This window comes from Pseudomonas sp. SYWMCR5, from assembly GCF_057197165.1.
Map to the genome: position 1 here is coordinate 1,076,828 of NZ_JBXUNH010000001.1, position 24,210 is coordinate 1,101,037.

Consider the following 24,210-nt stretch of genomic DNA (forward strand, 5'->3'; position numbering starts at 1 on the left):
GCAATCGGCCTGCCATCGCAGACCGGCTTGCGGCTTGACGCCTGGGGCTTACTTGCTGGTCAGCCCGTCGGCGCGGAACATCTGACGGATACCGCGGATGGCCTGGCGGATGCGGTCCTGATTCTCGATCAGGGCAAAGCGCACATGGTCATCGCCATAGTCGCCAAAACCGATACCGGGCGAGACACAGACCTTGGCCTCGGCCAGCAGCTTCTTGGAGAACTCCAGCGAGCCGAGGTGTGCATAGGCTTCGGGGATCTTGGCCCAGACGTACATCGAGGCTTTCGGATTCTCGACCATCCAGCCCATCTCATGCAGCCCCTTGACCAACAGGTTGCGGCGTTGGCGGTACTGCTCGGCGATGTCGCGCACGCACTGCTGGTCACCTTCCAGCGCGGCAATCGCCGCCACCTGCAGCGGCGTGAAAGTGCCGTAGTCGTGGTAGCTCTTGATCCGCGCCAGGGCGCTGACCAGCTCGGGGTTGCCGACCATGAAGCCGATCCGCCAGCCCGCCATGTTGTAGCTCTTGGACAGGGTGAAGAACTCCACCGCGATATCCTTGGCGCCAGGCACCTGCATGATCGAAGGCGCCTTCCAGCCGTCGTAGACGATGTCGGCGTAAGCGAGGTCGTGCACCACCAGCACGTCGTACTGCTTGGCCAGGGCCACCACTCGTTCGAAGAAGTCCAATTCCACGCACTGCGCGGTCGGGTTGGAGGGGAAGCCCAGGATCATCATCTTCGGCTTGGGGATCGATTCGCGGATCGCCCGCTCCAGCTCATTGAAGAAGTCCACTCCCGGCACCAGCGGCACGGAGCGCACCTGGGCACCGGCGATCACCGCCCCGTAGATGTGAATCGGGTAGCTGGGGTTGGGTACCAGCACCGTGTCGCCATGGTCGAGGGTGGCGAGCATCAGGTGCGCGAGGCCCTCTTTCGAGCCGATGGTGACGATGGCTTCGCTGTCCGGGTCGATCTCGACGTCGTAGCGTTCCTTGTACCAGTTGGAAATGGCTCGGCGCAGTCGCGGGATGCCGCGCGAGGTGGAATAGCCGTGGGTATCTTCACGCTGGGCGACCTGCACCAGCTTCTCGACGATGTGTGGCGGGGTCGCGCCATCCGGGTTGCCCATGCTCAGGTCGATGATGTCTTCGCCACGACGGCGTGCCGCCATCTTGAGCTCGGCAGTGATGTTGAAGACGTAGGGGGGGAGACGATCGATGCGCGCAAAGCGGCGCGGCGAACCTGGGTTGGCCATGCTTTCCTCGAGAGACGTAAGCGCCCGGAACCGTCCGAGCGACGTTGGCCACTGCGGTGGCCGAGGCAGAAAATAGTCTGGTTGCCCCGGCGTTGTAAAGGGGCTGTCGATAGATTCGCCGCCCACCAGCGAGACTTACCCGCTGGTGGGTCGAAGAACTCAGCGCAGGGCTTTGTAGGCGTGCAGGTCGAAACGCTGGATACTCAACCCATCGCTGGGGTCCAGGTGCTCGCCACGCACCTGGCTGAACTCCGTGGCAATGCTGCCGCGATGAACCATACGCTCATCGGCAGTGCCTTCGGTCAGTACGGTATAGGACTTCTTGCGCATGGCGCGGTAAAGCTCATCGTTCGCATCGATGGTCTTGTGATAGGTCATCAGCCCCGCATCGTCCAACTCCAGACACTTGTCCAGCTTTACGCCCCAACGCTTCAGGCAAACCTCCGCGAAGTGCCGCACGATCATCCCCGGCTCAGGCAGTGCCTTGCCAGAACCTGCGCCGTCTATCGAAGCATTGCCCACCAGCGTTGCATGGCGGCCCGGCATCGGCAGTACGCTGACACGTGTACCGTACGCTGTGGCAGGCACCACACAGGCGAACCCTTTGGATCGCTCGTCTCGCGCATAGAACCCCACGTACTCCTTCACGTTGGCTCCCAGTTGCACGCGCTCAGACTTCAGGTTGCCTACCCCCGGCACCGGATCGATGGCAAAGATGTTGACCTTCACATCACGCAGCTCCGGATCTTGCGCCATTGCGTTGGCGAGCATGTGACAACTGATTCCGCCCCTGCTCCACCCCACCAGGTTGACCGTGATCGGGATCAACGGTTTGCGCAGTTGCCTGATCATCTGCTCTTGCAAGGCCTGGGGGGTCACCGCGCGATCACCATAGTCGTAGGTGCGCCAGAACCACGAGCCACCGGCCTCGGCATCAGGAATTGGAATGCCAGCGCTCTTCAGGTTCTGGTATTGCTGCTCGGTGAGCTTGGTGCGGGCCCAGGTACTCTTGCCCTTGATGACCTGCAGGGCATGCCGCACGTTCTCATCCCAACCTTTGCCGAACAGCGTGCCGGTCACTTTGTAGTAGTCGCCGTCGTCAACGAACAAGGCATCGTCCTGCAGGTTGCCACTGCCTGGGCCATCGACTGCGATCCAGTCGACGAACTCCCTGCCGAAGGTATGGTTGGCCAGCGTGGCGATCAGCTCGCCATTCCAGAAATTAGGGTTGTTGTGATCGAAACGGTGGGAGCCGGTTCCGCAGAAATAGACGGTAAAAACACTCATTTGGATGCTTCCTTATGACTTGGAAGCTCAAACTAGTGCGTTCGGATACCAGCGCGCAGACGGAAAATCTACCAATAAAAAACCCGGCCAAAGGCCGGGTTCTTGTAATGCGCGTAGGCTTCAGCGTGCGTAGGTCATCAGCACGTCGGCAGCAGTCTGGCTGTCCACCGACATCATCACGCTCAGCGCGGTGACGGTCAGGATGGAGAAGCCAAACACTTTGCGTGCCCACTTGCTGTCATCTTCGGCCTTGTAGCCACCCCAGGCCATGTACAACCAGTACAGACCCATGGCGGCTGCGACGGCCAGGTAACCCAGACCGGCGTACCCACCCAGCGTCAGCATCAACGTGGCGAGCACGAAGGCCAGCACGTACAGCACGATCTGCTTCTTCGCCGCCAGGATACCGCGAGCCACCGGCAGGACCGGGATGTTGGCTGCGCTGTAATCCTTGAAGCGGAAGATGGCGATGGCAAAGCTGTGCGGCATCTGCCACAGGCTGAACATCACCAGCAGCGTGACCGCTGCCAGGTCGAAGCTGTTGCTCACTGCGCAATAGCCGATCACCGGAGGCATGGCACCGGACAGGCTGCCGACCAGGGTGCCGTGCACCGATTTGCGCTTGAGCCACAGGCTGTAGAAGCCGACGTAGACCACGAAGCCGATCAACGCACAGAACGCCGACAGCGGGTTGGCCTGGACATACAGCAGGCTGAAACCCGCCACCCCGAGCAGGGTGGCGTAGATCAGTGCGAGGGGCAGCGACATGCCGCCCTGAACCATGACACGGTTCTTGGTACGTTCCATCTTCTGGTCGATGTCACGGTCGATGCAGTTGTTGAACACGCAACCGGACGCAACCACAAGCGAAGTACCTACCACCACCGCCAGGAACAGGGCGAAATCCACATGGCCCTTCGCGGCAAGGAAGAAACCGCCTGCCACGGAAAGCACGTTACCGAAAATGATCCCCGGTTTGGTGATTTGGATAAAGTGCTTCACGGACATGCAGTCTTACCTCACTTGGCCAACATTTCGTAGTGGATGCTGAACATGATCCACAGCGACAGGCCTACCAGCAGTGCGATTACCAGAGCGGTGAACAGGAACGTCGAGACAGTGGAGCGCTGCTCTTTCGAGCGGTCCATGTGCAGGAAGTACACCAGGTGCACCACGACCTGAATGACGGCCATGGCCACCACGATCAGGACGGTCAGGTTCTTCGGCAGGGTCGGATACATCACCAGGCCGAACGGGATCGCGGTCAGGATGATCGACAGGATGAAGCCGATCATGTAGGACTTCACGCTGCCGTGGTTACCTTCGTGGTGAGTGTCGTGTGCGTTAGCCATTACAGAACCCCCAGCAGGTAGACGACGGTGAAGACGCAGATCCAGACCACGTCCAGGAAGTGCCAGAACAGGCTCAGGCAGCTCATGCGGGTCTTGGCAGTCGGCGTGATGCCGTGCTTGTTGATCTGGTACATCAGGATGGCCATCCAGATCAGACCCGAGGTCACGTGCAGGCCGTGGGTGCCGACCAGCGCGAAGAACGCCGACAGGAAACCACTGCGCTGCGGGCCGTAGCCTTCAACGATCAGGTGATGGAACTCGTAGATTTCCATCGCGATGAAGCCTGCACCGAACAGGAAGGTGATAGCCAACCAGCCCAGTACGCCTGCCTTGTTACCGGCGAACATCTTCAGCATGGCGAAGCCGAAGGTGATCGAGGACAGCAGCAGGAACGCGGTTTCGACCAGCACGAAGTCGAGCTGGAAGATGTCATGACCCGACGGGCCGCCGGCAAAACTGCCGGACAGCACCGCGTAGGTGGCGAAGAGCGACGCAAACAGGATGCAGTCGGTCATCAGGTACAGCCAGAAACCGAAGACGGTCATCTGGCCCGAGTCGTGGTGGTGATCGTCGTGCCCATGGTCGTGACCATGCGCATCGCCGTGAATTACTTGACTGGACATTGATTACACCCGTTCAAAGGTTTCGACACGTGCGCCACCGGTAGGTACACCGGCAAGCTGCAGGGCCCGCTGGCGTTCGCCTTCGATGCGCGCCACTTCTTCGGCAGGAACCATGTAGCCCTGATCGTCACGTGCAGCGTGGCGAACGAAGACCGCGATGGTTGCTACCAGGCTCGCACCCACCAGCCACCAGATGTGCCAGATGAAAGCGAAGCCGAAGATGGTCAGGAACAGACCCATGAACAGACCGGTCGAGGTGTTGTTCGGCATGTGGATCGCTTCGTACTTGGCCGGCACCTTGTAGGCGACACCGGCTTCCTTGGCTTCTTGCCAGGCGTCCAGGCCGACCTTCTCAGGCATGTGGGCGAAGTTGTAGAACGGAGGTGGCGACGAAGTCGACCATTCCAGGGTACGGCCACCCCATGGATCGCCAGTGACGTCCAGGTTCTGGTTGCGGTCGCGAACCGATACGTACAGCTGGATCAGTTGGCAGGCGATACCGAACAGGATCAGCACCGCACCGACCACGGCCACGTACAGGTAGGGTTCCCACAGTGGGTTGTCGGAGTGGTTCAGACGACGGGTCATACCCATGAAGCCCAGCGCGTACAGCGGCATGAAGGCCACGTAGAAACCGGACAGCCAGAACCAGAATGCCGCCTTGCCCCACTTCTCGTTGAGGGTGAAACCGAAGGCTTTCGGGAACCAGAAGGCGAAGCCGGCAATGTAGCCGAACACCGCGCCGCCGATGATCACGTTGTGGAAGTGGGCGATAACGAACAGGCTGTTGTGCAGTACGAAGTCAGCACCTGGAACGGCCAGCAGTACGCCGGTCATGCCACCGATGGAGAAGGTGACCATGAAGCCCAGGGTCCAGAGCATCGGCGGAGTGAAACGCACGCGACCCTGGTACATGGTGAACAGCCAGTTGAACAGCTTCACACCGGTCGGAATGGAGATCAGCATCGTCGCCAGACCGAAGAAGGTGTTGACGCTGGCGCCGGCACCCATGGTGAAGAAGTGGTGCAGCCAGACCGCGAAGCCCAGTACGGCAATGGCACCCGATGCGTAGATCATCGCGTGGTGGCCGAACAGACGCTTGCTGGAGAAGGTCGAGGTTACTTCCGAGAACACGCCGAACGCCGGCAGGATCAGGATGTACACCTCAGGGTGACCCCAGGCCCAGAACAGGTTGACGTACATCATCGGGTTCCCACCAAGCTCGTTGGTGAAGATGTGGAAGTCCAGATAACGGTCAACGGTCAGCAGGGCGAGTGCGGCGGTCAGGATCGGGAAGGAAGCGACGATCAGCACGTTGGCCCAGGTGCAGGTCCAGGTGAAGATCGGCATGTCCATCAGTTTCATGCCAGGTGCGCGCATCTTCAGGACGGTGACCAGGAAGTTCACGCCTGTCAGTGTCGTACCCAAGCCTGATAGCTGTAGCGCCCAGATGTAGTAGTCAACCCCTACGCCCGGACTGTACTGGATCCCCGACAGTGGCGGATAGGCAACCCAACCGGTCTTGGCGAATTCGCCGACGCCCAGGGAGATGTTGACCAGCAGCACGCCTGCCAGCAGCAGGTAGAAGCTCAGGGAGTTCAGGAACGGGAAGGCAACGTCACGTGCACCGATCTGCAGAGGCAGAGCCAGGTTCATCAGGCCGGTGAAGAACGGCATCGCCATGAAGATGATCATGATCACACCGTGGGCGGTGAAGATCTGGTCATAGTGTTCAGGCGGCAGGTAGCCTTCGGAGCCGCCGGTAGCGGCAGCCAACTGGGTACGCATCATGATGGCGTCGGCGAAGCCGCGCAGCAGCATGACCATCGCGACGATGATGTACATCACCCCGATCTTCTTGTGGTCGACCGTGGTCAACCACTCGGTCCACAAGTAGGACCACTTGCGGAAATAGGTGATGGCACCAACGACGGCGAGGCCCCCGAGCGCGATCATGGCAAGCGTCACCATGACTATCGGCTCGTGATAGGGAATCGCCTCCAGGCTTAATTTACCGAACATCTCTTACTCCTCTGCACCGGCAGCTGGTTGCATACTCGTTTCCACACCCTTGGTAGTGGCCAGGTCTTTGCTGCCTGCTTCTTCGTGGCTCGGACGACCACGGTTCATGCCTTCGTACTTGTCGACGATGAGCTGGAACGTGTCAGGCGAAGCCTCGCTGTACAGCGCGACTGGGTTGTTTTCGCTTGGTTTGGCCAAGGCGTCGTATTCGGCCTTGTCCAGCTTCTTCGGCGAGGCCTTCACTTGCGCGACCCATGCATCGAAGTCGGCTTGGGAAGTGGCGGTTGCCTTGAATTTCATACCGGTGAAGCCAGCACCGCTGTAGTTCGCGGAGATACCGTCGAACTCGCCATTTTCGTTGGCGATCAGGTGCAGCTTGGTGGTCATGCCGGCCATCGCGTAGATCTGGCCGCCCAGCGCAGGGATGAAGAACGAGTTCATCACGGCGTCGGAGGTCACGCGGAAGTTGACCGGGGTGTTAGCCGGGAAGACGATCTTGTTGACCGTGGCAATGCCCTGCTCCGGGTAGATGAACAGCCATTTCCAGTCCAGGGCGACCACGTCGATCTGCACCGGCTTCACATCGGAATCCAGCGGACGATAAGGGTCGAGCTTGTGGGTGGAGTGGTAGGTGACGTAGCCCAGGGCGATGATGATCAGGATCGGGATGATCCACACCGCGGCTTCGATCTTGGTCGAGTGCGACCAGTCGGGGGTGTAGGTGGCAGCCTTGTTGGAAGCACGGTACTTCCAGGCGAAGACCAGGGTCATGATGATGACTGGCACCACGACCAGCAGCATCAGGCCGGTAGCGATGAGGATCAGGTTCTTTTGCTCAATGCCGACCTGGCCCTTCGGGTCGAGCAGGGTCCAGTTGCACCCACTGAGTAAAAGCATGCCTAAAAAGGGCAATATGCCAAACAGTCTGGGGTAACGCTTTTTACTCATCTCACGACCTCTAGATCAGCTTGCTTCAATGCAATGTGTTTTGTTCGCCAACACTTCGTCCTGCCAAGCGTTAGCATTTCGAGCTCGAACCCGCGCCTGCCTGGGATCCGACTGCTGGATCTGGGCGTTGAGCGCATGGACGAGCTTGGGGTTTTCTTAGGCTAAAGGCCTGTACTTCAGACCAATTCCATTTGGTGCGGGAAAACGCGGAGGGGTGTCCGCCCGGATCGCCGTTGGGCGAAACTTGTCGAAGTCAGCAAAAGGAGCGCTGGGGCTTCCTTCAATCCTGCGACTCGCAAGCAGTGCCGAACGGAAATTGGGGGCGATTGTAGATAGGTCGCCCCCCCTTGACTATGACTTATTGAGCAACAGTCTTTTACAGAATTTGTAATAATCCTGCCTGAAAAATCAACTTCGCGACAGTTTGTCGCACCCGGCTTGATAGCCCTGAAACCCTTGTATTACAAGGGCTCAACGTTGATCAGGATCAGTCTCTGGGGAAATTTTGCCGGTTATCTCACCGTGCAATAGACCTGCATCAAATCGGGACTTTTGTCTAAGCCCGGCGCCGATTCCGATAGATGCCCAGCGGCACCAGGATGGCAGTGAGGACGAAGGCCACCAGCGCCCATTGCGCCAGCGACAGACCCAGGATGGGCGGGTACGGTGTGGTGCAGAAACCGTCGACCTGGAATGCCAGGGGCCAGAGCCGCGCCAGGGGCAGGTCGTCGACGATTGGTTGCAGGACATCGACGCCGCAACTGGCGTACGGGTTGGCGAGTATATACACATGATTGCCGGCCGCAACGATTCCGCCAATTGCGCTGAGCACGACCAACGCCTCGAAGAAGGTCAGGCTCCGTCGTCCGGGCATGGCCGCGGCAATGAACGCGAACAGCGCGATCAGCAGCAAGGCATAGCGCTGCAGGATACACAGCGGGCAAGGTGCCTCGCCTAGCACGACCTGCATGTACAGCGCGCCGCCGATCAGCGAGAGGCAGATTACCCCCAACAGCACGAGGAAGCGCCGTTCCCGATTCAGGCGCAGGGTTTGTTCGTTCATTGCCGATTCCTTGGATGGATAGGTGGCAGCGTGTTCCGCCTGCCTGGCGCAAGTCTACACGCAGGGATGGTCTCTTAGCGTGTCGAGGAAGCGGCGAGACAGCGCTGCGCAGGGCTATCCGGAGATGCTGTGACCGGTGTTGGCGACATCGGTTCAACCTTGGCCGGTAAAAAAAAACGGCTGCCCGGGCGTCGCGCAGGGACCAGCCCCTCGACACCCGGGAGTGAAGGATACAGTGATTAAAGCAGGATTAAAGATGAAAGCTGCGGGACGCTGTTCATCCTTCTTTATATATGCACAGGCCAACCCCTCCGACTTGCCCGCGAAGACGCCAGCCTGGTCAGTAGATCATTCCAGAGCAGCCGCCGGCCCGAAGAATTCGTAGCGGCTCTGCGCATCCGGAACCCCCAGCCCCTTCAAGTGACGACGGATCGCCGCCATGAAGCCCTTCGGCCCAAGGAAGTAGGCATCCACGTCACGCTCACGCGGCAGCCACTCGGCCAGCAGATCCTGGCTCAGCAGGCCGACTGCATTCGCATCCCGGCTGCCGTCGTCCTCGGCGTAGCAATAAAAACGCTGCAGTTGCGGATGTTGCGCAGCCAGACCGTCGACCCAGTCACGGAAGGCGTGTACCGAACCGTTGCGCGCACAGTGGATGAAGTGCACCCGACGCTCGGTCTGCAGCGCCGCCTCGAGCATCGCCAGGGTCGGGGTGATGCCGACACCACCACTGATCAGTACCAGCGGCTTGTCGCCAGCCGCCAGAGTGAAGTCGCCCGACGGCGGGAACAGCTTTAGGGTGTCGCCGACCTGCAGTTGATCATGCAGATGGTTCGACACCTTGCCCCCGGCCTCGCGCTTGACGCTGATGCGGTACTGCTGACCATCGCACAATGCCGAGAGCGAATAGTTGCGGCGTTGCTCGGCACCGTCGATGAACAGCTGCAAGCCGATGTACTGACCCGGCTCGGCCTTGAGTACCGGCTTGCCATCGACCGGAGCGAAGTAGAACGAGACGATCTCGCTGCTTTCCTGCTCACGGCGCACCACACGAAAATCGCGAGCACCGCGCCAGCCACCGTCGGCCTCCTCCTTGGCCTTGTACAGGCCCTCTTCGGCGCCGATGAGGATATCAGCCAGCTGGCCATAGGCTGCGCCCCAGGCAGCGATCACCTCCGGGGTGGCGATGTCCTTGCCCAGCACTTCCTCAATGGCGCGCAGCAGGCAACTGCCAACGATGGGGTAGTGTTCGGGCAGGATCTGCAAGGCCACATGCTTGTTGATGATCTGACCAACCAGGCCACCCAGTTGCTCCAGTTGGTCGATATGGCGGGCATACATGAGCACACCGTTGGCCAGCGCACGCGGCTGGTCACCACTGGCCTGGTGCGCCTGGTTGAACAGAGGACGGACCTCGGGGTACTCGCTGAGCATCATCTTGTAGAAGTGGGTAGTCAGCGCCTCGCCACCGCTTTCGAGCAGCGGGACAGTGGCCTTGATGATTGCACGTTGGTCGGCATTGAGCATTGCAGTGACTCCTGAGCCTTGGGCTTCGAATGGTTACCCAGACCATCGCAATTACGATGCCAAAAAATAAAACATTATAAATCAATGAGTTATAAATGAAATTGTCAATATGACCAATGCGCGAGCATGGTCATATCGACAACATAGAGTCTAAATGACAACGGCCTGAGTCAGCAGACATGCGCCGACTCAGGCCGTTGCTCACAAAACCAACGCTATTACGCAGCGTTGCGCTCGACCGAATAGGTCACCGATACATCAACTTCCTCGAAGGGCAGAATATCCGCGTTACCCACAGTGAAGCTGAACGGGAACCCGGTGAACGTCTTGGTCTCGGTGTAGGCAGGCGGGGTATTGCCGACAGCCGCCTCCCAACGCAGCGTGACCCTGTCGTTCACACGCAGAGGAGCATTTGCCGGCACCTCGATGATCGCGTTGATGGTATCCGATGGCAGCGACGCGCCCGCACCACTGCCCTCCACCTGGGCGCAGGTCGGTGCAGGAAAATCGACTGCCGCACTGTCCAGAACGCTGTAGACGTGCTCGGGCGAGGATCGCGTGATACCGAATTCCGGGGTAAGCACCGAATAGCTCAAGGTCAGGGTGCCATCCACCGCCGGGATCAGTAGCGGTAAATCGACCTCGAACACGAGTTCGTTTTTTTCTCCCCCCACAGGAACGGTCAGGTCTGTTCGCCAGGTCGCGCCGCCGCTGCCACCGCTCCTGGCCGTCCAGGCCAAGGTGACGACATCCCCTGCGCTTTGCCCAGGATATAGAGGGATGCGCACGTGAACCTTGTCTGTGGTCAGGTCGGCAAGATCGATGACATCGCCTGTTGCCTCGACCAGGTCCGGGCGTTGCAACACAATGCCCTCCCCGACAATGGTGAGCGAGCGCCGGCGAGAAGGTCTGGCTGCACCACCAGCGGCAGGTATCGACTCATAAAAGACAGTGGCCAGGCCATTCACCACCAGCACCGCAAAGAGATAGGGCAGGCTGAAGATCTTGTCGCGTGTGCCGGTGATCGTTCTGATGGGCCAGTCATAACGCACTTCTCTTGCATCGGTTCCGGCACTGAGCCCGACCCAATGCATCGTGACTCTATCGCCGGGCGTATAACCGACATAGTCCGGCAAGTAGATGGTCACATCCTGCCCCGCCAACGGCACCAGATCCAGCTGGTAGGGTGGACTCTCCGCACTTTCGACTTCAGGTGCCGCGAGCGCATCGGGATCTTCGACCTTTACATAGGCCGATGGAGACGGCCGCGAGTAGTTCTGCACCCGGTCACGGATCTCGTAGTAGACCCGCAGGTCTTCGCCGCTTCCGCCCTTCTCTATCACATCCGCCGGAACATCAATCACCCAACTCTTGCCTACGTCGCCTGCGCCCAGGCGTGCCCCCACATGACGAACACCGCTCCAGATCAAGGTGACCTGGTCATCCGGCTGCATGAAACGCCAAGGCACGATCGAAACGCGTACCGGAGTGGTTGGGGATTCGATCGTGGAGGGCGTTACTAAAGGCGCGACAAGAAATTCGTTGACCGGCGTTTCCGGATCGGGATCAAGCCCCCCGGGCACACGCAGGTCGATCAAGACCTCTCTGTACTGCGAGTAGCGCCTGGATGTTGAGATCGGGTCATACAGCGAGTAATAGAAATAACCGAAATAAGGATAGGGAATCTGCTCGTCCGCTGGCAGTTTCAGGTCACCCTTGACCACACCGAAGCTCAACCAGCCTCGCGCCTGCATTTCGGCATCCAACAGGTAAAACTGCACTGCAGCCTCAGACGGATCGGCTTGCGGCGGTTGCGTAACTGGCTTGGTAGCCGTCCAGAAAAGACTGATCTCATCACCCTGGCGATACGCCTCGGGCAACTTCGCCAACATCGGCACGACACGCTCTGGATCAGACAACTCATTCCAACCCAGGCCATCGCGTTGCGGTCCTCCGGAATCCATGTCAGTGATGACCAGTGGATTCAGCTCACCTGCCAGAGCCGACACCGGCAGCCGACCAAGGAACATCTCTCGTTTGGTCATTGCAGATTACCCTCGCCTGTTGAAAAGGATGTTCGACCAGTCCCGCACACGCACAAAGCGCCTTGGCCGCAGTTGTCGCTCGACTCTACCCTTCGCACGCGAAGCCGTAACCTGACAGTTTTACCAGGTCCGATTGCCGTTCAGCCTGCTGCATCGCTGCAAGCGGACCTTGACGCCAGCCCGACAACTCGCCGACCGTATGGTCAACACGCCGTTCCGGAAAACCCGCATGTTCGCAAAACCCCTCCTCACCGCCCTCCTGCCTCTGGTCAGCGATCTGTCTCGCGACCTGCCGGACCAGGAACGCTATCGCCGCCTACTGCAATCCATGCGCAGCCTGCTACCGTGCGATGCTGCAGCACTGCTGCGCCTGGATGGAGAGTGGCTGGTGCCGCTTGCGGTCGACGGCTTGTCGACAGACACCCTGGGGCGGCGTTTCAAGGTCAGCGAGCATCCACGTTTCGAGATACTGCTCAGTCGGCCTGAGCCGACGCGCTTTGCCAGTGACTCCGAACTGCCTGACCCCTACGATGGCCTGGTCGCTGCAATTGATGCAGACCTGCACGTGCACGACTGCATGGGCTGCCCGCTGATGGTCGACGAACGCCCCTGGGGCTTGCTGACCCTTGACGCCCTCACCCCGGGCCGGTTCCAGAGCCTTGAACTCGGCGCCCTCCAGGCATTCGCAAGCCTCGCTGCGGCAACCGTCACCGTCGCCGAGCGCATCGAGAAGCTGGCCCTGCGCGTGGAAGACGAGCAGCAACGCGCGGAGGTCTACCGACAAGCCAACGACCAGCGCAAGGAACTGATCGGCCAGAGCCCGGCGCACAAGCACTTGCTGGAAGAAATCCGCCTGGTGGCAGGCAGCGATCTGACCGTATTGATCACCGGAGAGACCGGTGTCGGCAAGGAGTTGGTCGCGCTGGCACTGCACCAGGTCAGCAAGCGTGCGGACAAACCAATGGTCAGCCTCAACTGCGCCGCCTTGCCCGATACCCTGGTCGAAAGCGAACTGTTCGGTCATGTCAGGGGCGCCTTTACCGGCGCTCATGGCGAGCGGCGCGGCAAGTTCGAACTCGCCCACGGCGCAACATTGTTTCTCGACGAAGTCGGCGAGCTGCCTCTGTCGGTACAAGCCAAACTGCTACGGGTATTGCAGAGCGGCCAACTGCAGCGCCTGGGCTCGGACCACGAACACAAGGTAGATGTGCGCCTGATCGCCGCCACCAACAGAGACCTGGCCAGCGAAGTGCGCAACGGGAACTTTCGCGCCGATCTTTACCACCGCCTCAGCGTATACCCACTGCAGGTTCCACCGCTGCGCGAGCGAGGACGGGACATATTGCTGCTGGCAGGTTTCTTTCTCGAGCAAAACCGTTCGAGACTGGGGCTGGACAGCCTGCGCCTGAGCAGCGAAGCCCAGACGTCACTAGTGGCTTACGACTGGCCAGGCAACGTGCGTGAACTGGAACACCTGATCGGACGCTCGGCGCTCAAGGCCCTCGGTCAGCACCCCGAACGCCCGCGCATCCTCACCCTGCAAGCAGCAGACCTCGACCTTCGCACTACGCTGCCGACAAAGGCGGCTTCATTGGCCCCCATCGAGCCTGCCCTGCCGTTGCCCGAGGGTGGTCTGCGCGAAGCCGTCGACGCTTACCAGCGCCAAGTGATCGATAACTGCCTGCAACGGCATCAATACAACTGGGCCGCAGCGGCACGGGAACTTGGCCTGGATCGGGCCAATCTCGGCCGCCTGGCTCGTCGACTCGAGTTACGCTGAGCCACGCGGTGCATCGATGCGGCCCGGCAAGGGCGGGTAAAATAATGCGCCTCTTCCGATATCGGTATCCGCAAAGAGGCGCAAGGACAACGTCAACTAACGGGCTGGCGTGATATCTACTTCGATATCCATGAGGCGAGACAGCACGCTGTAGTTACCCGCTTGGTCTTGCACCCGGTAACCAAAGTAGCGCAAACCATTCGAGAGCTGCGCGCGTGTGAAATACACCACTTGAGTCGCCCTGGGATCGTCGACCACCCTGCTGACGCCCAGATATTCGCCCAACCCCTCGTCCGCAGACGAGCCCAGCCACAACTCGATTTTATCGCCCTGTTCACCATACAAGTAAGCGTGAACATTAACGGCCAGTCGGTCATTGACCAGATCGGTATCCCTGATACCGTTCCTCACTTGTTCAGGGGTAAAGCCCAACGCGGAAAGGGCATTTCCACCTGGCGCTCGGCGGTCCAGACGCACGCTGACCGGCAAGTTGGCGACCACCCCCGTTTGGGTGACGGTATCAAACAGCTCGTAATCCAACGTGAACGTCTCATCGGCGCCCTCCCGTGGAAAGTCCTTCTGCTCGATATTCAGTTCGAATTGAACCACTTCGGGATCGTTCAACTCTTCTGTCGTCAATCGGTAAGGCCTGCCATAGCCCTCGAAGTCACGCAGCAGACGGAGCTCATGCGCAGGGGTCATGACATCTGCCTTGGTAATCTGAACGACCAAGTCGTTCTTCAGGTATTCGACAGGCACGATACCGGTGTCGGCATCGCGGCCAGGAATCGAGAGCGGTTGCAGAGGACCGTTCATCCGTGAGGTTTTACTCACTTCGCGCAGTGCCGTTTGTACGCCTGCGCCAAAGCTGGAGGATGTCATCTGCGTATCAAGAGCAAAGCTTAGCAGACACTGCCCCCCTCCGTCATTTAATGCGATATACACATAGGCTACAGGCGCCCGCACCGGAATTTCCAGATCATTGATCAATGAGTAGTTCAATTCCGCACCATTGCGGCAGATGCGCTGCAACAGGGTGCGGTACAGCAGGGGCACCTCATAGTATCCCTGGTCAAGATCAGCTTGGGTCAGTGGCACGTTGGATGCCTCGAGGCGAGTACCGGGAAGCGGGGTCCATGGTTTTTCCGGAGGTTTGACATCGTTGCCCGTGTTAAAACCTTCGAAGAAGTAACTCAGTCTGGGGTTGCGTCCTATTTCTATGTTGGCGACACCCGCCAGAGGAATTCGGAACATCGTATCCCTCCTACCAACGTCGAATTGGATGACTCGGTAGACCCCGCCTGTGTGTTCGTCTTCGTAATCGACCGCTTCCGGGAAGCTCCCCAACTGAAGCGGCGTAGTCCCGCCCGGCAGCTCCGAGCCGGCGGAGACAACGACTTCCTGATCGGGAGATCTGGCCGTTACAGGGGTAGTACCGCCACCAGGCAAATCCAACTCACGGGTAATGACAAAGAAGATTTTCGGTGTGCCTGTTCCGACCGCTTCGATCACATCGGCGAACGGAACCTCAATGCTGATATCGCTGCCTTCATTTGCCGTAGTGATCACGGTCGGCACGATAGGCGCGGAGATCGTGTCATAGGTCAGTTGAATGCTGTCGCCGATCTTCCAGATCGGCTGATTATCTCCAACCCTGGCACGGGAAATCTTTACACTGGCGGCTTTGCCAAAATCTTCAGGCAGGATGGTGTTGGGTGGACTGGAACCACAGGTAAGTACTGCAGGCCTGATTAACTCATGAACCGGTGTTTCCGGATCCGGATCCGGATCCGGCCCACCGGGTGACTCAAGATTGATATTTACAATGGTATCGGGAGAAGGCACAACCGGCTCAGAACCACGCCTCAAAGAATAGTTGATCGTGGTCTGCCCGAGAGGCCGCTTTGCGACGGTAGCGTAGGGAACCCGGATGATCGTGAGTGGGTCTTTGTCCAGGTCGGCCGACTGCAGGATATAAGGGAATGTATCGCCCTCCCAGGTCAGGGTGATGAGATCCCCCGCGGCAGGCGTACCGACTGTGTAAGTGGGTATTTCTACCTCGATAAAGGGCGTGGCATCATTATAGGTAATCAGCCCCTTTGCAGCCGCCGGCACTACAGCCGCGGCCAGCCCCGGTTGATCCAGATAGACCGGGATCTCCGTAGTGCTTGAAAGACTGCTGACATTACCTGACCAATCCGTTACCCGGTAACCGAAATAGAGTTTGCCGCTTCCACCGAAGGCGGTGAGCTGTTCCCGGGTGAAGTGAACATCCAGGATATTAACCGGGTCAGCAACGTCAAATGCCGGGGTCAGGTAGAACCGCTCGTCCTCGGCATCAACGTTGGAAACCCATAACTCGACTTTGTCCTCAGCCTCACCATCGTGATAAGGGTCAATCTTGACCTTTAATAGATCACCCTCCATATCGGCTTCCGTAATCCCCCTGAGCTGTTCACCGGTAAAGAAGATACCCGGGAGATTATCGCCACCCGGCGCCAACCGGTCGAAACGCAACGAAATAGGGCGCAGAGACAAATTACCTCTATTTGAAATAGGGTCAAAAACTCGGTAATCCATCGTGTACGTGACGTCGGCACCCAGTGGTGGAAAGTCTGCCATTTTAAAGGGAATAGAAAAAGCCGTGACCGTATTATCATCAAAGCCCAGGTCTGCCAACCTGTATTTGGCACCGAAAGGTTCACCATTTCGATACAGTTCAAGACTGTCTTGACGACGCATGTCTTGCGCCCGCGGAATAATAACTTCCACGTCGTCCGACAGAAAATCTTTGTGTATACGTCCCCCGACAGGGTCACGGTTAGGAATAGTCATTTCTTCGAGCAATATCTCCGCAGCCGGTGCAACACTTCCCTGCCGGCGGCTCTTGATATTCATCCTTGTGTTCATGTTCATGCCCTCACCCAATCTGATTTACCTGATATCAAGTGCGCAGCGTTTAAACAACAAACATGCTCTCACCCACGAGACAACACATATCGCCCGTGACTCAGAACGACCCAGCCACATCACCATTCGTTGTCTACCAGCAAAAACATACAAGCATGAATATTCAATGCCGTAACCTAGCATTTTTAACAGGTGTGCGATCTCGAAACAGACTTCTATACTCGCTCTCATATCAAGTGCATGCGCTGCTCGGAATACGTGTACCGGGCACCGGGCGATGTTGAAACCTATCCGTTTGGAGCATGAGCCAATGCAAGGAAGCATTTCAGTCAAGAATCCGCCTATCCAAAGCGTGCTGTGCTTGTTTGCCCTTCTCGCAGCCCCCCTTGATGCCGCCACACTTCCAGCGGGAGGTTCGGCGACCGTAAGAGCCGGCGACGTGAGCGAACGCTGGACACTGACTGCCGCCACACTGCTCATCGAGCCCGGAGGGCAGGCGCTGGACATTTATGCTGACCCAGATTCCACAGTCACGCTGGACGGCGCCACAGTACGAGGCGGCAGTCGAGCGGCGCTTGATCTCATTGAGAGCCAAAGCACTATCCGCAACTCATCGCTGACCTCCACCGGTAATATGGGGCTTTCGGTTTCCACCGGTTTAGTCTTCAACGGCCGAACTTCGACCGCCTTGGTGGAAGGTAGCGAGATCAGCGGCTTCGGTCGTGGGTTGAATGTCTCGGGAAGCAGCAGTGCAACGTTGATCGACTCCACCTTGACCGGTACCGGCAACCCGACAGACTTCATCGTCTACAGCGGTCTTGGCATGTCGCTGGTCGGCGGAGAGGCGATTCTGAGAAACAGCACGGCAACCGGTAGCAACATCGCTGCGGCGTTGCTTGCAGTGGATGATGGCCATGCGAATTCGCGACTGGTGGTGGATCACTCCAACCTTATATCCCAGAGCGGTAGCGCCATCGTAGTCAGCAACCTTGGTATCGATCCGATGCTGGGACAGATCGAGATTCGCAACAACTCGAGCGTAACTGCCGCCAACGGCATCCTGCTGCAGGTCGGTCTCCCCGATGAAGCGCCCGCAGCCGTCACTCAGGCGCATCTGCTTATCGACTCCAGCACCCTTGCCGGAGATATTCAGGTGGCCGCTCATGCGTCAGCGGATGTAGTCATGGCCAATGGCGCCAGTCTGACCGGCAATGTGAACAACATCCGCAGCCTGTCCATGGCTGCCAGCACACTGAACGGCACGATCAACCAGCCGGTCGGCTCCAGCGCAACGGTGAGCATGACAGCACAATCGAGCATCGTGGGTGATGTCACCAACGTCGCCGCATTGACGCTGGATGCGAGCAACCTGACCGGCAGTGTCAGCACAAGCCCTGGCAGTGCCAGCGAGCTGACCCTCGCCAATGGAGCAACGCTGACCGGGACTGTCAGCAACGTTCTCGGCATTGCGCTGGACAACAGCCGGATGACCGGCAATATCCTTCACGATTCACCTGCCACAGGCACGTTGAGCCTGGCCAACGGTTCAAGCCTGATGGGTACCGTGACCAATGCAAAAGCCACCGAGATAGGTGATCGCTCCCGCTTCGACATGGTCAATAGCTCGAATGTCGGAGCATTGAACCTGCAAGGTGGTGTGGTGAATCTACGAGGTGGCAATGACGAGTTTCGGGTGCTCACGGCAAGCAGCCTCGACGGCACCGGGACATTTGCTCTGGGTACCGACCTAGCCGCTGGTCGCAGTGACCTGGTCAACATCGAAGGCCTCGCGCGTGGCAGCTACGGCATGACTATCCAGAACAGCGGAGCAGATCCCACAGCAGGAGGCACCGCTCAACGCGTGGTGCATACCCAGGGTGGCGATGCCAACTTCAAGGTCCTCAGCGATAACGGCCTGGTCGATCTCGGTGCGTTCTCCTACTCACTGGAGCGCCAGGGCAATGACTGGTACCTGACCCAACGCCAGGACGATCCGATCATCTCACCTAGCACGCAGATGGCCGTTGCAGTATTCAGCGCCGCCCCGACTGTATGGTATGGGGAACTCAGCACCTTGCGCAGTCGCATGGGCGAAGTGCGTGGTGGTTACGACCAAGGTGGCTTCTGGGGGCGCACCTATGGCAACAAGTATCGTGTCTCGGCGGCAGACCAGGTGCATTACCAGCAAGTGCAGCAAGGCGTCTCCATAGGTGTCGACAGGGCACTGCCAACCGAGAGCGGACGCTGGTTGCTCGGTATCATGGGAGGGTACAGCGACTCCCGGCTCAATATGCGCCTGGGCAGTGACGGTCGAGTGGACAGCTATTACCTGGGAGTGTACGGCACCTGGTTGGCCGACAGCGGCTATTACATTGATGCGGTGATCAAGGCAAACCGCTTCGAGAACAAGGCTAACGCGCGCATGAGTGACGGGCACAAGGCCAAAGGTGAATACAACAATTATGGCTTCGGGGGATCCGTCGAAGCCGGACGGCATTTCAAGCTCGATGACAACTGGTTCATCGAGCCTTACCTCCAGGCGTCCGCGCTTTGGGTCAACGGCGAAAACTACAGCATGGACAATGGCATGGAGCTCAAGAGCAACAAGGCCAACTCATTGCTGGGCAAGGCCGGGGCCCATGTAGGCAAAACCATCGCCCTGCAATCGGGTGGTTACGTACAGCCTTACGTAAAACTGGCAGCCGCTCGCGAATTCGCCCGCAACAATGATATTCGCGTCAACAGCACCACTTTTCATGATGATCTGTCTGGCGGGCGAGGCGAGCTCGGCGCAGGCGTAGCCATCCAGCTGGCAAATGCGCTGCAGTTGCATGTCGACCTTGATTACAGCAACGGCAAGAATATCGAGCAACCGTGGGGTATGAATATCGGATTCAACCTAGCCTGGTAAGGGCCAATAGCAGCCTGCTTGTGCACTCGGCCGCGACCCAAACCCCAGACTATTCCTACATACAACTTCCGAGACCTCCGATCAAATTCAGATCTTTTTTGACCGGAGATCTCCATGTTTTTCAAGACCACGCTGGCAATATTGAGCGCTGGCGCATACGCGAGTACAGCGATGGCGGCTGATGTCATTCTGCGTCCCGGCGAAAGCCGTGAGGTAAACAGGGACACACCGATGCATCGCTACTACCTAGTCGGCCAGAACACCCTAAATGTAAGTAGCGGCGCTCAAACGGGAAGAATCCTTGCTACAGACAATTCACGTGTAAACATCAACGATGGCCGCGTGCACAGCGTGGGCGAAAACGCGCTCAGCCTGTACAACAGCCATGCAGAGATAGATGCCAGCACCATTACAGCCTTCATCGACCCATCTCGGCCAGGGCGTTCGCTGATCGGAATTGCGCTCTCCGGCGACCAACAGGCCTCCAGCGCACGCATCACCAATAGTAAAGTCCAGGCCACTGGTCGCGGTATCAACATAAGCCAAAACGCCACTCTTGACCTTGCCAATACCTACGTCGAAGGCTTGGCAGGCGCTGACGAAGAGGGCCCCATTGCCGGCGGAGTCGGTCTGGTGATTGCCGGCGCCACTGCATCTGTTCGCGCGGGCAGCGTCATCACTGGCGACAACAATGGCATCGTCATGCTGCCCGATGTCACAGATGGTTCTGCAACCAAGGCCAATCTGGTACTGGACCAGTCAAGTGTGATCGGTCGTGAGGGCAGTGCTATCAAGGTGCTCCGACATATCGACGATGAAGACGTGAACATCGAAATCAACAACGGCTCCACCCTTTCGGGCGGTAACGGCATGATTCTCGAGGTTAGCGAAGGCGCTCGCGCCAATGCGGCGATCAACAACAGCCATCTGACCGGCAACATCGTGGCCGACAAGAACTCCACCTTGAATATAAGCTTGGCTGATCATGCCAGCTTGACGGGTTCCATCGAGAATGCCGCCTCGCTGAAGATCGATGCCAGCTCCAGCTGGTCCCTGACCGGCGACTCCAGCGTCGACAAGCTGAACCTCTCGGACGGCACCGTGAACCTGCGCGGCCCTGGAGGCAGCACTGGCTTCAATCGCCTGCAACTGGGCGAGCTGTCTGGCTCGGGCACCTTCGTGCTTGGCGCCGACCTGGCCACCGGCCAAGGCGACTTCATCGACGTCAGCGGCAAGGCCAGCGGCGAACATCGCCTGCTGGTGGAAAGCACCGGCACCGACCCGAACGCCGCAGTGATCGACCATCAGGTCGTGCACACCGGCGAGGGCAGCACCTCGCAATTCGACTTGATCGGCGGCCAGGTGGACTTCGGCACCTTCGCCTACGAACTGGAACAGCGCGGCGACGACTGGTTCCTGGTACGCAAGGGCAACACCACCACCCCGGGCACACGCACGGTCACCGGTCTGTTCAGCGCCGCGCCTACCGTGTGGTACGGCGAGGTGACCACCCTGCGCTCGCGCATGGGCGAGCTGCGCAACGGCAACACCCAAGGTGGTGGCTGGCTGCGCACCTACGGCAACAAGCACAAGGTATCTGCAGGCGCCGGTGCCGACTACAACCAGGTACAACAGGGCATTTCCTTCGGTGCCGACGCGCCACTGCCGTCGAACGGCAGCCAGTGGCTGCTGGGCGTGACGGGCGGCTACAGCCGTTCGGACCTCGATCTGTCCGCCGGCACCACCGGCAAGGTCGACAGCTTCCATCTGGGCATGTACAGCACCTGGCTGGCGGACGATGGCCTTTACATCGATGCACTGCTCAAGGCAAACCGCTTCCAGAACACCTCGGACGTGCGCATGAGCGATGGCCGCAAGGCCAAGGGCAAATACAGCAACAACGGTATCGGCGCCTCGATCGAAGTCGGCAAGCACATCAAGCTGGACGACGGCTGGTTCGTCGAACCCTATACCCAGCTGTCCACGCTGTGGGTCGACGGTGCCAGCTACAACCTGGACAACGGCATGCGCGCCAGCGCTGCCAATGCCGACTCCTTGCTGGGCAAGGTCGGTAGCCATGTCGGCCGTACCTTCCCACTGGATAAAGGCGGTTTCGTGCAGCCCTACGTAAAGGTCGCAGCAGCCCACGAGTTCGCTCGCAACAATCAGGTCAAGGTCAACGACAACAAGTTCGACAACGACCTGTCGGGCAGCCGCATCGAGCTCGGTGCAGGTGTGGCCGCGCAAGTCACCGACACGGTGCAGGTGAATGCAGGATTCGACTACATGAAAGGCAACAACATCGAACAGCCTTGGGGAGTCAACCTGGGTGCGCGTTACAGCTGGTAATCCTTCAGGGGCCGCAAGGCCCTCTTTTTTGCCTAAAGCCTGAACGGCCAAGGCCGATAACCCGGCATCCACTCCCTTTTCCGACATGCCCGAAGGTTATCCATGGCCACGCAAAATGCCCGCGCGGACTCGCTGTCCCTGCTGCTGTTCACCCTGCGCAGCGGCAAGCTGATGGCTATCAACCTGCTCAAGGTCAGCGAGATCATCCCCTGCCCGCCCCTGACCAAGCTTCCCGAGTCGCATCCCCACGTCAAAGGCGTAGCGACCTTGCGCGGCAACTCGCTGTCGGTGATCGACCTGTCGCGGGCGATCGGCGAAATGCCACTGGCCGACCCCGATGGCGGCTGCCTGATCGTCACCGACATCAGCCGCACCCGCCAAGGCCTGCACGTGCAGGCGGTCAGCCGCATCGTCCATTGCCTGAGCACCGACATCAAGCCGCCGCCGTACGGTTCGGGCAACCGCTCCTTCATCACCGGCGTGACCCGGGTCGACAACACGCTGGTGCAGGTGCTGGACATCGAGAAGGTCATCCACGGCATCGCCCCGCCGGAACCTGAAACGCATCCCGGCGAGCTCAGCGCAGAAGACGCCAGCCTGCTGGCCGCCGCCAACATCCTGGTGGTGGACGACAGCCAGGTGGCGCTGCAGCAATCGGTGCACACCCTTCGCCACCTCGGTGTCGAATGCCATACCGCGCGCAGCGCCAAGGATGCGATCAATGTCCTGCTGGAGCTGCAGGGCACCGCCCAGGAAATCAACATCGTGGTGTCGGACATCGAAATGTCCGAGATGGACGGCTACGCCTTCACCCGCACCGTGCGCGAGACCCCGGACTTCAAGCACCTCTACGTGCTGCTGCACACCTCGCTGGACAGCGCCATGAGCGCCGAAAAAGCCAAGGTCGCAGGCGCCAACGCGATTCTCACCAAGTTTTCCTCGCCCGAGCTGACCGACTGCCTCGTCGTCGCGGCGCGAGCGGTCGGCTTCGCCGAGCGCTGATACATCTGGCGACACAATGCCTTCACTTGATGGTGAGGAGGACTCGGGCATAATCACTCCCCTTCCGAGGTTTTCTTGCCGGTATCGCTTATGACCCTTCTTCGCATTGCCCTGATTGCCCTCGCCATGACCAGCGGTCTTGCCCAGGCCTCCAGCCCCGACGCCTGGAACGAGTACCGCCAGCAGATGGTCAAGCGCTGCCTGGCCGCCAGCCAGTTCAAGGACGCCCACGCCCTGGGCAAGCCCGCAGAATTCGACGACCGCACCGCCTATAGCGCCCTGCTGATCGAAGGCGTGTACAAGCCAAAATACATGAAGAACCAGACAGGCACCGAACTGTGCCTGTACGACCGCGCCCAGCAGCAAGCCTACGTCACCGAATGGAAGCCAGGCGCCAAGTGAGCGACGGCATTCGTTTCGCCTGCACCGGCTGCGGCAAGTGCTGCACCGGCCACCATGTACCGCTCACGCTCGCCGAGTCCCGCCAGTGGGCTGCCAGTGGCGGCCAGGTCGTGGTGCTGATCGAAGGCTTCATCACCGATGGCCCGGGCATGCCGGTCGAGCAACGCGATCATGTGCTGCGCCGTTCGCTCGCCGTGCCTTGCGGGAGTGCAGAGGTGCGGGTCTCGGTGACCTTCGCGGCCTTCAATCCAGGGCGCTGTCGCAACCTGGATGCCAACAACCTGTGCGGCATCTATGAAACACGCCCGCTGGTCTGTCGTATCTATCCGGCCGAGGTCAACCCGCACCTGCCTCTGCGCGTCGAAGCCAAGGATTGCCCACCCGAAGCCTGGCAACAAGGCCCGCAACTGATCGTCGGCAACAGGGCCGTCGATCCGCAACTGGCCGCACTGATCGAAGCCTCGCGCCAGGCCGACCGCGACGACATCGCCGCCAAGGTTGCGGTCTGCCAGGCGTTGGGCATGACCACCAGCGCGCTCAAGGGCAACGGTTTCACCGCCTGGCTGCCAGACATGCAGGCGTTTCTCGCGGCGCTGGATCAGACGAGCGATCAAGCGCTCGTGCCATGGACAGTGCATGTGCAAGATGTCGAACTGGCAGACGGGCTGCAGGGGCATGGGCTGCTGACGACCGGCGAAGCGCCGGTGTACTACGCCTTTATCGGGTTCTGAG

General features: G+C 59.4%; 17 protein-coding genes. 6 read left to right on the forward strand and 11 right to left on the reverse strand.

Features of this window, described 5'->3' with window-relative positions; all coding sequences use genetic code 11:
- Window positions 1-48: 48 nt before the first annotated feature.
- The 10 genes from alaC to AC2CGW_RS05090 all read right to left on the reverse strand — a co-directional run bounded on the left by alaC (window position 49) and on the right by AC2CGW_RS05090 (window position 12,124).
- Window positions 49-1,257: an alanine transaminase gene (gene alaC / locus AC2CGW_RS05045; RefSeq protein WP_186708085.1), complete on the reverse strand. Its 1,209-nt coding sequence runs from the start codon at window positions 1,255-1,257 to the stop codon at window positions 49-51.
- A gap of 159 nt (window positions 1,258-1,416) precedes the next feature.
- On the reverse strand, window positions 1,417-2,544 hold the full coding sequence (locus tag AC2CGW_RS05050) for a hypothetical protein (protein WP_186721541.1): 1,128 nt from the start codon (window positions 2,542-2,544) through the stop codon (window positions 1,417-1,419).
- A 120-nt stretch (window positions 2,545-2,664) separates the two neighbouring features.
- A complete protein-coding gene (cyoE, locus tag AC2CGW_RS05055) occupies window positions 2,665-3,552 on the reverse strand; it encodes a heme o synthase (protein ID WP_054892516.1) in 888 nt (295 codons plus the stop codon).
- Between the two features lie 11 nt (window positions 3,553-3,563).
- Window positions 3,564-3,896: a cytochrome o ubiquinol oxidase subunit IV gene (cyoD, locus tag AC2CGW_RS05060; protein ID WP_054892515.1), complete on the reverse strand. Its 333-nt coding sequence runs from the start codon at window positions 3,894-3,896 to the stop codon at window positions 3,564-3,566.
- Window positions 3,896-4,519: a cytochrome o ubiquinol oxidase subunit III gene (locus tag AC2CGW_RS05065; RefSeq protein ID WP_186668302.1), complete on the reverse strand. Its 624-nt coding sequence runs from the start codon at window positions 4,517-4,519 to the stop codon at window positions 3,896-3,898. Before AC2CGW_RS05065 ends, cyoD begins: the two co-directional genes overlap by 1 nt.
- Window positions 4,520-4,522: 3 nt before the next feature.
- On the reverse strand, window positions 4,523-6,541 hold the full coding sequence (gene cyoB / locus AC2CGW_RS05070) for a cytochrome o ubiquinol oxidase subunit I (RefSeq protein ID WP_186668303.1): 2,019 nt from the start codon (window positions 6,539-6,541) through the stop codon (window positions 4,523-4,525).
- Window positions 6,542-6,544: 3 nt separating this feature from the next.
- Window positions 6,545-7,489: a ubiquinol oxidase subunit II gene (gene cyoA, locus AC2CGW_RS05075; RefSeq protein ID WP_186668304.1), complete on the reverse strand. Its 945-nt coding sequence runs from the start codon at window positions 7,487-7,489 to the stop codon at window positions 6,545-6,547.
- Between the two features lie 556 nt (window positions 7,490-8,045).
- Window positions 8,046-8,552, reverse strand: coding sequence for a disulfide bond formation protein B (locus AC2CGW_RS05080; RefSeq protein ID WP_054892511.1), 507 nt, complete (start codon window positions 8,550-8,552; stop codon window positions 8,046-8,048).
- Window positions 8,553-8,900: 348 nt separating this feature from the next.
- Window positions 8,901-10,079 (reverse strand): NO-inducible flavohemoprotein, encoded by a 1,179-nt coding sequence (gene hmpA, locus AC2CGW_RS05085; protein ID WP_186668305.1) that lies wholly within the window; start codon window positions 10,077-10,079, stop codon window positions 8,901-8,903.
- 218 nt (window positions 10,080-10,297) lie between these two features.
- Complete coding sequence (locus AC2CGW_RS05090) at window positions 10,298-12,124, reverse strand: hypothetical protein (RefSeq protein WP_484573616.1); 1,827 nt, start codon at window positions 12,122-12,124, stop codon at window positions 10,298-10,300.
- Between the two features lie 229 nt (window positions 12,125-12,353).
- Here AC2CGW_RS05090 and norR point away from each other — a divergent pair, with 229 nt between their 5' ends.
- Window positions 12,354-13,904 (forward strand): nitric oxide reductase transcriptional regulator NorR, encoded by a 1,551-nt coding sequence (norR, locus tag AC2CGW_RS05095; RefSeq protein ID WP_484573617.1) that lies wholly within the window; start codon window positions 12,354-12,356, stop codon window positions 13,902-13,904.
- A gap of 96 nt (window positions 13,905-14,000) precedes the next feature.
- Here the strand turns inward: norR and AC2CGW_RS05100 are convergent, their stop codons facing one another.
- Window positions 14,001-16,802, reverse strand: a complete 2,802-nt coding sequence (locus AC2CGW_RS05100; RefSeq protein WP_484573618.1) for a hypothetical protein — start codon at window positions 16,800-16,802, stop codon at window positions 14,001-14,003.
- Window positions 16,803-17,253: 451 nt separating this feature from the next.
- Here AC2CGW_RS05100 and AC2CGW_RS05105 point away from each other — a divergent pair, with 451 nt between their 5' ends.
- From AC2CGW_RS05105 to AC2CGW_RS05125, 5 genes are all read left to right on the forward strand, one after another.
- Complete coding sequence (locus tag AC2CGW_RS05105; RefSeq protein ID WP_484573619.1) at window positions 17,254-19,725, forward strand: autotransporter outer membrane beta-barrel domain-containing protein; 2,472 nt, start codon at window positions 17,254-17,256, stop codon at window positions 19,723-19,725.
- A gap of 342 nt (window positions 19,726-20,067) precedes the next feature.
- A complete protein-coding gene (locus AC2CGW_RS05110; RefSeq protein ID WP_484573620.1) occupies window positions 20,068-22,074 on the forward strand; it encodes an autotransporter outer membrane beta-barrel domain-containing protein in 2,007 nt (668 codons plus the stop codon).
- 102 nt (window positions 22,075-22,176) lie between these two features.
- Window positions 22,177-23,076, forward strand: coding sequence for a chemotaxis protein (locus AC2CGW_RS05115; protein WP_054892508.1), 900 nt, complete (start codon window positions 22,177-22,179; stop codon window positions 23,074-23,076).
- A 90-nt stretch (window positions 23,077-23,166) separates the two neighbouring features.
- Window positions 23,167-23,478: a hypothetical protein gene (locus AC2CGW_RS05120; RefSeq protein WP_426352616.1), complete on the forward strand. Its 312-nt coding sequence runs from the start codon at window positions 23,167-23,169 to the stop codon at window positions 23,476-23,478.
- Entirely contained in the window at window positions 23,475-24,209 is a 735-nt protein-coding gene (locus AC2CGW_RS05125; RefSeq protein WP_426352615.1) for a YkgJ family cysteine cluster protein, read from the forward strand. The genes AC2CGW_RS05120 and AC2CGW_RS05125 overlap by 4 nt, the downstream gene beginning before the upstream one ends.
- The last annotated feature ends 1 nt before the right edge of the window (window position 24,210 follow it).

Bases quoted from the DNA above. Each gene is read 5' to 3' on its own strand.
- alaC (WP_186708085.1), bottom strand. From the start codon at position 1,257: ATGGCCAACCCAGGTTCGCCGCGCCGCTTTGCGCGCATCGATCGTCTC.
- AC2CGW_RS05050 (WP_186721541.1), bottom strand. From the start codon at position 2,544: ATGAGTGTTTTTACCGTCTATTTCTGCGGAACCGGCTCCCACCGTTTC.
- cyoE (WP_054892516.1), bottom strand. From the start codon at position 3,552: ATGTCCGTGAAGCACTTTATCCAAATCACCAAACCGGGGATCATTTTC.
- cyoD (WP_054892515.1), bottom strand. From the start codon at position 3,896: ATGGCTAACGCACACGACACTCACCACGAAGGTAACCACGGCAGCGTG.
- AC2CGW_RS05065 (WP_186668302.1), bottom strand. From the start codon at position 4,519: ATGTCCAGTCAAGTAATTCACGGCGATGCGCATGGTCACGACCATGGG.
- cyoB (WP_186668303.1), bottom strand. From the start codon at position 6,541: ATGTTCGGTAAATTAAGCCTGGAGGCGATTCCCTATCACGAGCCGATA.
- cyoA (WP_186668304.1), bottom strand. From the start codon at position 7,489: ATGAGTAAAAAGCGTTACCCCAGACTGTTTGGCATATTGCCCTTTTTA.
- AC2CGW_RS05080 (WP_054892511.1), bottom strand. From the start codon at position 8,552: ATGAACGAACAAACCCTGCGCCTGAATCGGGAACGGCGCTTCCTCGTG.
- hmpA (WP_186668305.1), bottom strand. From the start codon at position 10,079: ATGCTCAATGCCGACCAACGTGCAATCATCAAGGCCACTGTCCCGCTG.
- AC2CGW_RS05090 (WP_484573616.1), bottom strand. From the start codon at position 12,124: ATGACCAAACGAGAGATGTTCCTTGGTCGGCTGCCGGTGTCGGCTCTG.
- norR (WP_484573617.1), top strand. From the start codon at position 12,354: ATGTTCGCAAAACCCCTCCTCACCGCCCTCCTGCCTCTGGTCAGCGAT.
- AC2CGW_RS05100 (WP_484573618.1), bottom strand. From the start codon at position 16,802: ATGAATATCAAGAGCCGCCGGCAGGGAAGTGTTGCACCGGCTGCGGAG.
- AC2CGW_RS05115 (WP_054892508.1), top strand. From the start codon at position 22,177: ATGGCCACGCAAAATGCCCGCGCGGACTCGCTGTCCCTGCTGCTGTTC.
- AC2CGW_RS05120 (WP_426352616.1), top strand. From the start codon at position 23,167: ATGACCCTTCTTCGCATTGCCCTGATTGCCCTCGCCATGACCAGCGGT.